The sequence below is a fragment of the Solidesulfovibrio carbinoliphilus subsp. oakridgensis genome, from assembly GCF_000177215.2.
In the GTDB taxonomy this organism is placed as follows: domain Bacteria; phylum Desulfobacterota; class Desulfovibrionia; order Desulfovibrionales; family Desulfovibrionaceae; genus Solidesulfovibrio; species Solidesulfovibrio carbinoliphilus.
In genome coordinates this window covers 1,848,074-1,855,000 of the sequence record NZ_CM001368.1, presented here as the reverse complement: position 1 = coordinate 1,855,000, position 6,927 = coordinate 1,848,074, and the positions used below count along the sequence as shown (strand labels likewise).

Here is a 6,927-nt window from a genome sequence, read left to right as displayed (position 1 = left end):
CTCTGGACGGCCGAGACGTGATGTCGTGTCAATCGACTGAAGTGACTAATCCCATGCTGCCGAGAAAAGCTTCTAAGTTTAGCACGAGCAGACCGTACCGCAAACCAACTCAGGTGGGCGGGGAGAGTATCCCAAGGCGCTTGAGAGAACTCTGGTTAAGGAACTCGGCAAAATGACCCCGTAACTTCGGGATAAGGGGTGCCCCCTAGAGTGAAGCACTTGCTGCGTAAGCTTCGGGGGGTCGCAGTGAAACGGTGGTGGCGACTGTTTACTAAAAACACAGGTCTGTGCGAAGTCGTAAGACGACGTATACGGACTGACGCCTGCCCGGTGCCGGAAGGTTAAGGGGTGGGGTTAGCGCAAGCGAAGCTCTAAACCGAAGCCCCGGTAAACGGCGGCCGTAACTATAACGGTCCTAAGGTAGCGAAATTCCTTGTCGGGTAAGTTCCGACCTGCACGAATGGCGTAACGATCTCCACGCTGTCTCAACCAGAGACTCAGTGAAATTGATGTGGCGGTGAAAATGCCGTCTACCCGCGGAAAGACGGAAAGACCCTGTGCACCTTTACTATAGCTTGACATTGGAGCTTGGACAATCGTGTGTAGGATAGGTGGGAGACTGTGAAACCGGCGCGCCAGCGTCGGCGGAGTCAACCTTGAAATACCACCCTCGGTTGTTTAAGCTTCTAACCTGATGCCGTCATCCGGCTCGGGGACATTGTCTGGTGGGTAGTTTGACTGGGGCGGTCGCCTCCCAAAAAGTAACGGAGGCATGCAAAGGTTCCCTCAGGCTGATTGGAAACCAGCCGTCGAGTGCAAAGGCATAAGGGAGCTTGACTGTGAGAGAGACATCTCGATCAGGCACGAAAGTGGGCCTTAGTGATCCGGTGGTCCCGCATGGAAGGGCCATCGCTCAATGGATAAAAGGTACGCCGGGGATAACAGGCTGATCGCATCCAAGAGTTCACATCGACGATGCGGTTTGGCACCTCGATGTCGGCTCATCACATCCTGGGGCTGGAGCAGGTCCCAAGGGTTCGGCTGTTCGCCGATTAAAGTGGTACGCGAGCTGGGTTTAAAACGTCGTGAGACAGTTTGGTCCCTATCTTCCGTGGGCGTTGGAGAATTGAGAGGGGTTGTCCCTAGTACGAGAGGACCGGGATGAACGAACCTCTGGTGTTCCTGTTGTCACGCCAGTGGCATCGCAGGGTAGCCACGTTCGGAAAGGATAACCGCTGAAAGCATCTAAGCGGGAAGCCTGCCTCAAGACGAGTTCTCCCTGAAGGACCCAGGTAGACTACCTGGTTGATAGGCCGGATGTGCAAGAGCAGCAATGTTCTCAGCAAACCGGTACTAATAGTCCGTTCGACTTGATTTTTGCCAAACAACGAATCCCATCCCTTATTTTAACTTATATATTTGTCCTGGTGGTCACAGAGGAGGGGGTACACCCGAACCCATTCCGAACTCGGAAGTTAAGCCCTCCATCGCCGATGATACTGCGTACTCTTGCGTGGGAAAGTAGGTCGCCGCCAGGGCTCTTTTTCAAAACCCGAAGGCCCGTCTGCAAAAACAGACGGGCCTTCGGGTTTTTTTATGCCCGAAATTCAGAGCGCAGGACCTGGAACCGGACCGTCTCCCCGAGCCCGGTCTCCAACCACCCGGCCAACAGTTCCTTTTCTCCCTCTTGGGAAACGGCCCTCCCGCGCATCCCAGTGGCAATTTCGGGAAGAGAGCCAAGACGTATGGAAAAACCAATTCGATCGTGCTAGGGGAAACCACCCGTGTGAGTGAGGCCACGGCACCGGAGGTTTCGTGCGTCGGATACCCATGCGCATCCTGGGTGGCTTGGTTCTGGCCGCCATGCTGGGCATCGCCCTGGCCGTCTTTCCGATAGAGAGGAAAAGCCCCTGCACCGATCCTCTCGGGTGCGTGGTCATTGCCCCGGGCGAGCCCATCGCCATCGGTGTCATCGAATCCCTCACCGGCGAGGTGGCCATCCTCGGCAAGGAGCAGGTGCGCGGCCTGGAGCTGGCCCTGGACCACCGGGGAGGCAAGGTCCGCGGCCACCCCGTGGACCTCCGCATCGAGGACACCGGCTGCCGGCCCGAAGGCGGCGCCAACGCGGCCCTGCGCATCGTTTCCGACCCGGCGGTGGTGGCCATCTTCGGCACGACCTGCTCCGGGGACGCCGCAACCGCCGCCCAGGTCATGACCGAGGCCGGCCTGTCCATGATTTCCGGCAACAACAGCGCGCCCTTTCTGACGGCCATCGGCGGCAGAAAGGCCCCCAAATGGCAGCCCGGCTATTTCCGCACCGCGCCCAACGAGGAATATTCCGGCCCGGCCGCCGCCCGCTACGCCTACGAAAAGCTTGGTGTCGAAAGCGCGGCCATCATCCATGACGGCGACATCTACACCCGGGGGCTGGCCGAGGGATTTCGCGCCGAATTCGAGCGGCTTGGCGGTCGGACCACGCTCTTTGGCGCAGTCGACAAGGGTGACGCGGACATGAAGCCCGTGCTCGAGGCCGTGGCCGCCTCCGGGGCGGAGCTGCTCTTTTTCCCGCTCTTCCAGCCCGAGGGCAACCACCTCCTCCTGGCCGCCCGCCGGATGCCGGCCCTTCGGAACACGGTCCTCATGAGCGACGGGGCGCTCATCGACGGCACCTTCATCGAGGCGATGGGGCAAAACGCCGTGGGCATGTATTTCGTGGGCCCGACCCCCCCGACCCCCAACGACAGGGTGCGGGCCCTGGAAAGCGAATACCGGCGAAAATACGGCGAAGCCCCCCCTACCCTGTACTATTGCAACGCCTTCGACGCCGCGAGCATCCTGCTCGATACCCTGGGCCAGGTGGCGGCCAAGGCGTCCGACGGGTCGCTTTCCATCGGCCGTCAGGCCCTGCGCGACGCCTTGGCCCGAACCCGCGACTATCCGGGCGTGACCGGAAAGCTGACCTGCGATCGGTTTGGCGACTGCGCCACCCCGCGCTTCAATGTCCTGCGCCTCGAGGATCCGGCCCTGGGCGTGGCCGGGCTGACGGCCAATGTCGTCTACACCTATGCCCCGCGAAGCGGGCATGAGTAACCGCGTGGTCCGTTGCTGGCAGCGGCTTGGCATCACGAGCAAACTCTGGTTCGCGTTTTCCCTGCTCTTCGTCTTTTTCGCCATGGGCGCGACCGCCGGCTATGTCGGGCTGGTCGTGGTGCGGGAAGCCGAAACCGATATCCTGGCCAACATGGAGATCCGGCACAACGTGCTCGAAATGGAAGGCCAGCTGGAAAAAGCCCGCCGCCTGTACCGCGATTTCATCATTTTCGCTCCTGAGGTGGGTTTCGAGAAGGCCCAGGAACTCTACAGCCAGCCGGCCCAGGCCGTGGCGGCCCGGGTGATCGCGATCAGCGAGGAACTCAAGCGGTCGCTTGGGGCCACGCGGCCCACCGGCGCCATTGCCCGGCGAAACGTGGATATCAACCTTTTTTCGGCCACGGCCCGGCGTTTCTCCCAGACCCTGCTCAGCGAAAACGCCCTGGTCACCACCCTGTCCGATCCGCAGTCCGGCCTGGAGGCCCGTCTGGGCGCCATCATGGAACAGTTGGGCCAGATCGTGGCGGGCTCGACAAACGCGGTCCTTTTGCTGCGCGAGGTCGACGTGCTGGAAAAGCAGTACCGGATCACCCGCCAGCGGCCCTCCATGCAAGCCGCCCTCAACAAGATCGAGGCGCTGCGGCGGTCCCTGGCCGGCGATGCGGAACTTTCGCCGGCGCAGCGGCAGGAGGCGGAAAAGCGCATCCGCGACTACGTCCTGGTCACGGGCAGCATTCTCGACACCGTGGTGGCCCTGACCGCCAACAGCAACGACTTCGCGCTCCAGGCCAGGGCCGTGGATCCCATCTCCGAGGAACTGAAGTCCCTGTCCGCGGTCGAGGTGGAGCGGGCCCGGGGCCGCATCCGGTGGGCGAGCATCATCGCCGGCGGGATCATCCTCGCCTCGGCCCTGCTCGGCCTCGGCTGCATCATTGCCGTCGGCAAGGTGCTGCACGCCTCCATCACCAGCAAGATCGTGGCCCTCACCCGCCATGCCTCGGCCATCCGGGCCGGGCATCTGGATGTGGTCGCGTCCAATGGCGGCGCCGACGAGCTGGGCGTGCTGGCCGAAACCTTCAACGCCATGACCCATCGCATCCGGGACCTGGTCGAGAACCTGGAAGAGAAGGTCCGGCAGCGGACCCAGGAACTGGCCCAGACCAACCGGGAGCTGGACCACAAGAACCAGGCCCTGGCCGTCCTGTCCCTGACCGACCGCCTGACCGGGCTGTGCAACCGGCGCAAGATCGACCAGGCCGTGCGGGCCGAGTGGCGGCGGGCCAAGCGGTACGGCACGCCGTTTTCCGCGGTCATGATCGATCTCGACAATTTCAAGGACATCAACGACCGGTTCGGCCACGGCAAGGGCGACGAGGTCCTGGTTCGCGTGGCCGACATCCTGATCGCCATGACCCGGGAGACGGACACCGTGGGCCGGTGGGGCGGGGAGGAATTCCTGCTCATCTGCCCGCAGACGGGCCTTCGGGCGGCCATGTCCCTGGCCGAGAACATCCGGCAGGAGATCGCGGCCACGGAGTTTCCGTCCATCGGCGGCCTGACCGCCAGCTTCGGCCTGGCCGCCTTCAGCGGCGACGCCGATCCGAGACAGATCGTGGACCGGGCCGACGCGGCCCTGTATCAGGCCAAGGCCAAGGGCCGAAACCGCATCGAAGGCGGCGACCCCGACGCCATGGCCGGCGCGGCCCGGGCGTAGCTGCTCCGACTGTCGGGATTTGACGCCCGCCGCTCCATGCACTACTTCCTGCGGTCATGAGCACCTGCGTCACCCTGCGAAACATTTCCAAATCCTTTGGCATCCGCAAGCTTTTCTCCGGCATATCCCTGGCCGTCTCCGACAAGGAGCGCATCGGCCTGGTCGGCCCCAACGGCTCGGGCAAATCCACGCTGCTGAAGATCATGGCCGGCCTGGTGTCCGCCGATTCCGGCGACCGGACCCTCCGGCAGGGCGTGCGCCTGGCCTATGTGGCCCAGGAGGACACGTTCGAATCCGGGCGGACCGTGGAGCAAGTCCTGGCCGGGGCGGCGGTGGCGGCCTTCGGCCGGCCGGCCGACGATCCCGAACAACTGGCCCGGGTCAGCGTGACCCTTGGCCGCCTGGGATTCACCGATCCGGCCGCGTCCGTGGACGCCCTGTCCGGGGGCTGGAAAAAGCGCCTGTCCGTGGCCCGGTCCTTGATCACCGAGCCCGATGTCCTGCTCCTCGACGAGCCGACCAACCACCTGGACCTGGCCTCCATCCTCTGGCTTGAACGGTTTCTCGCGGCCGCGCCGTTCGCCTTCGCCGTGGTCAGCCACGACCGGTTTTTCCTGGAAAACGTCAGCTCCCGCACCATCGAGCTGTCCCCGGCCTATCCCGAGGGCTACCTCGACGTGGCCGGCCCCTATAGCGCGCTCCTCGAAGCCCGGGAGGCCTTCCTGGCCAACCAGGGCGCCCTGGAGCAGACCCTGGCCAACAAGGCCCGGCGCGAGGTCGAGTGGCTGCGGCGTGGTCCCAAGGCCCGGGCCACCAAGGCCAAGGCCCGCATCGACGCGGCCGGCGAACTCTTGAAGGAGCTGGCCGCCACCAAGGCCCGAAACCGCGAGATCGCCCGCACAGCCATCGATTTTTCCGGCACCGGCCGCCAGACCCGGCGTCTGCTCGTCGGGGAAAACCTGTCCAAGGCCTATGCCGGCCGGACCATGTTCCACGACCTCGACATCGTGCTCTCCCCCGGCGTCCGGCTCGGGCTGACCGGGCCCAACGGCTCGGGCAAATCGACGCTCCTTCGGGTCCTGGCCGGCGAGGAGGGGCCGGACGGCGGCAAGGTGGCCACCGCCCCCGGGCTCTCGGTCGTCATTTTCGACCAGAAGCGCGAGCAACTCGACAAGGACCAGATCCTGCGCCACGCCTTTGCCCCGGACGCCGACAGCGTCATCTACCGGGGCCAGCCCGTGCACGTGGTCACCTGGGCCAAGCGTTTCGCCCTGCGGCCCGAACAGCTCGACCTGCCGGTGGGGCTTCTCTCCGGCGGCGAGCAGGCCCGGGTTCTCATTGCCCGGCTGATGCTGCGTCCGGCCGACGTGCTCCTCCTCGACGAGCCGACCAACGACCTCGACATCCCGACCCTGGAGATGCTGGAGGAGAGCCTGCTCGACTTTCCGGGCGCCGTGGTCGTCATCACCCACGACCGGTCGCTCCTCGACCGGGTCTCCACCGTCATCCTCGGCCTCGACGGGGCCGGCCGGTCGGAAGTCTACGCCGACTACGCCCAGTGGGAGGAGGACTTCCTGGCCCGCCAGAAGGCCGAGGCCAAGGAGGCCAAGGCCCGGGAGGCCAAGGCCCAGCCGCCCAAGCCCAAGGCCGGCCCCGGCCGCAAGAAGCTGACCTTCAAGGACCAGCGCGAGTACGACGGCATGGAAGCGGCCATCGCCGCGGCCGAGGCGGCCGCTCAAGCCGCGAAAGAGGCCCTGGAGGATCCGTCCGTGGCCACGGACGGGCACGAGCTGGCCCGCCGCCTGGAAACCTTTCAGGCCGCGGAAGCCGAGGTGGAGCGTCTCTACGCCCGTTGGGCCGAACTCGAAGCGCTTATGAGCTCCCTCGGCTGAGTCGCCTCCTGGAAGCCGGCTAGGCCGTGGTCCGCTCGGCTGCGCGGGAGAGAATGCGGGGCAAGCCGCCCTTGCCTTGCGGATGGGAACGGACGGCGTCGGTTGAGGCCGGGGAGGGGCGTGACCGCACCGGTTGCCGCTCCTCTCGTGGACCGCCACGAAAAGAGCGGAGGGGGGAGCGACATTGCCTTCAGACAACGTCTCCCTCGAGAGCGTGTCATGAACTGCTGC

3 protein-coding genes and 2 rRNA genes (1 of these 5 running past the window's edge) are annotated in these 6,927 nt (G+C 64.7%); all 5 read left to right on the top strand.

From position 1 onward, the window contains the following. Positions 1-1,378 (top strand): 23S ribosomal RNA (locus tag DFW101_RS08030) (it extends 1,547 nt beyond the left edge of the window). Between the two features lie 45 nt (positions 1,379-1,423). Continuing rightward, positions 1,424-1,538: ribosomal RNA gene (gene rrf / locus DFW101_RS08025) — 5S ribosomal RNA — on the top strand. A 277-nt stretch (positions 1,539-1,815) separates the two neighbouring features. Further along, positions 1,816-3,090 (top strand): branched-chain amino acid ABC transporter substrate-binding protein, encoded by a 1,275-nt coding sequence (locus DFW101_RS08020; protein WP_009181009.1) that lies wholly within the window; start codon positions 1,816-1,818, stop codon positions 3,088-3,090. Beyond that, a complete protein-coding gene (locus tag DFW101_RS08015) occupies positions 3,083-4,804 on the top strand; it encodes a GGDEF domain-containing protein (RefSeq protein ID WP_232286187.1) in 1,722 nt (573 codons plus the stop codon). Before DFW101_RS08020 ends, DFW101_RS08015 begins: the two co-directional genes overlap by 8 nt. 56 nt (positions 4,805-4,860) lie before the next feature. Next, positions 4,861-6,696: an ABC-F family ATP-binding cassette domain-containing protein gene (locus tag DFW101_RS08010; protein ID WP_009181007.1), complete on the top strand. Its 1,836-nt coding sequence runs from the start codon at positions 4,861-4,863 to the stop codon at positions 6,694-6,696. Positions 6,697-6,927 lie beyond the last annotated feature (231 nt).

Bases quoted from the DNA above. Each gene is read 5' to 3' on its own strand.
- DFW101_RS08010 (WP_009181007.1), top strand. From the start codon at position 4,861: ATGAGCACCTGCGTCACCCTGCGAAACATTTCCAAATCCTTTGGCATC.
- DFW101_RS08015 (WP_232286187.1), top strand. From the start codon at position 3,083: ATGAGTAACCGCGTGGTCCGTTGCTGGCAGCGGCTTGGCATCACGAGC.